Source organism: Pseudoduganella sp. RAF53_2 (assembly GCF_052113985.1).
Lineage (GTDB): Bacteria > Pseudomonadota > Gammaproteobacteria > Burkholderiales > Burkholderiaceae_D > Rugamonas.
In genome coordinates, this window is sequence record NZ_JBFRDW010001010.1 from 1 (window position 1) to 1,339 (window position 1,339).

A 1,339-nucleotide genomic window follows, 5' to 3' on the forward strand; every position below is an offset into this window, starting at 1 on the left:
GCCCAGTTCCGTCGATGCCTGCACACGGGCCGTCGCGTCCAGAGCATAAACGCCGCTGAGGCGCACGTGACGGTATTCGTCCCGCTCGGCGCTGACCTGCGGCCAGTCCGCCACGGCGGGCGCATCGACAGGTGCTGCATGCACGCGCTCATTCACGCGTTCGATAAGAGCCAATTTCCACTGCAGGCGCTGCACTTGCCACGTTCCTAAAGCGAAAAAGCCTGCAAAAAGCAGGCTTCCAATCACCAGGAGGACTAAGCGCAGGCCAGCAGAACGGCGCCTTGGCGCCGCCAGATCTGCTGAACCTTGCTGTCTCATCGTCATGGCATGTCGTGAGCCATACCGGACGTCATGCCCGGCATCATATTGTGGTTCATATGATACATGACCCAGATCGAGCCACTCAGCATGATCACCACGATCATGACCGTGAAGATCGTCGCCAGCATATTCCAGCCGCCTTCCGACTTGGTGTTCATGTGCAGGAAGTAAACCATATGCACCACGATCTGCACTGCGGCCAGACCGAGCAGCACGAAGCCGGTGGTGCTGGACTTGTCGAACACCTTGCCCATCACCAGCCAGAACGGAATGGCGGTCAGGATAACGGCCAGGATAAAGCCGGTGACATAGCTCTTGACGCTGCCGTGATCGTGATCATCGTGACCGTGATGGCCGTGGCCATGGTCGTCGTCGTGGTCGTGATTGTGGTCGCTCATGGCAGGACTCCCATCAGGTAGACAAAGGTGAAGACGCCGATCCAGACCACGTCCAGGAAGTGCCAGAACATCGACAGGCACATCAGGCGGCGGCCGTTTTCAGGGGTCAGGCCATGTTTCTTCAGCTGGAACAGCAGCGTGATCAGCCACACGATACCGAAGGTCACGTGCAGGCCGTGGGTGCCGACCAGGGCGAAGAACGAGGTCAGGAAGCCGCTGCGCTGCGGACCGTTGCCTTCGTGGATCAGGTGTACGAACTCATACAGCTCGAAGTAGATGAAGCCCGCGCCCAGCAGGCCGGTGATGGCCAGCCAGATCATGGTCGGCTTCAGCTTCTTCTTTTGCATCTCCAGCATGGCGAAGCCATAGGTGATGGACGACAGCAGCAGCAGCGAGGTGTTCACTGCCACCAGCGGCAGGTCGAACAGTTCCGCGCCGGACTCGCCGCCGGCGTAGTTGCGGCCCAGGACCGCGTAGGTCGCGAACAGGCAGGCGAAGATGAGGCAGTCGCTCATCAGGTAAATCCAGAAGCCCAGCAGGGTGCCGTTCTCCGGATGGTGCTCGTGCACGAAATAGCGCGAGCTGTCAGCAGTAGCGTTATGGTTACTCATGTCTTTACG

3 protein-coding genes are annotated in these 1,339 nt (G+C 59.5%); all 3 read right to left on the minus strand.

What is annotated here, in order from left to right:
• On the minus strand, positions 1 to 324 hold a 324-nt coding region (locus tag AB4Z11_RS31880), incomplete at its 3' end, for an SURF1 family cytochrome oxidase biogenesis protein (protein WP_442030202.1).
• Entirely contained in the window at positions 321 to 719 is a 399-nt protein-coding gene (cyoD, locus tag AB4Z11_RS31885) for a cytochrome o ubiquinol oxidase subunit IV (RefSeq protein ID WP_442030204.1), read from the minus strand. The genes AB4Z11_RS31880 and cyoD, both read right to left, overlap by 4 nt.
• Entirely contained in the window at positions 716 to 1,330 is a 615-nt protein-coding gene (gene cyoC / locus AB4Z11_RS31890; protein ID WP_442030206.1) for a cytochrome o ubiquinol oxidase subunit III, read from the minus strand. Before cyoC ends, cyoD begins: the two co-directional genes overlap by 4 nt.
• Between the last annotated feature and the right edge of the window lie 9 nt (positions 1,331 to 1,339).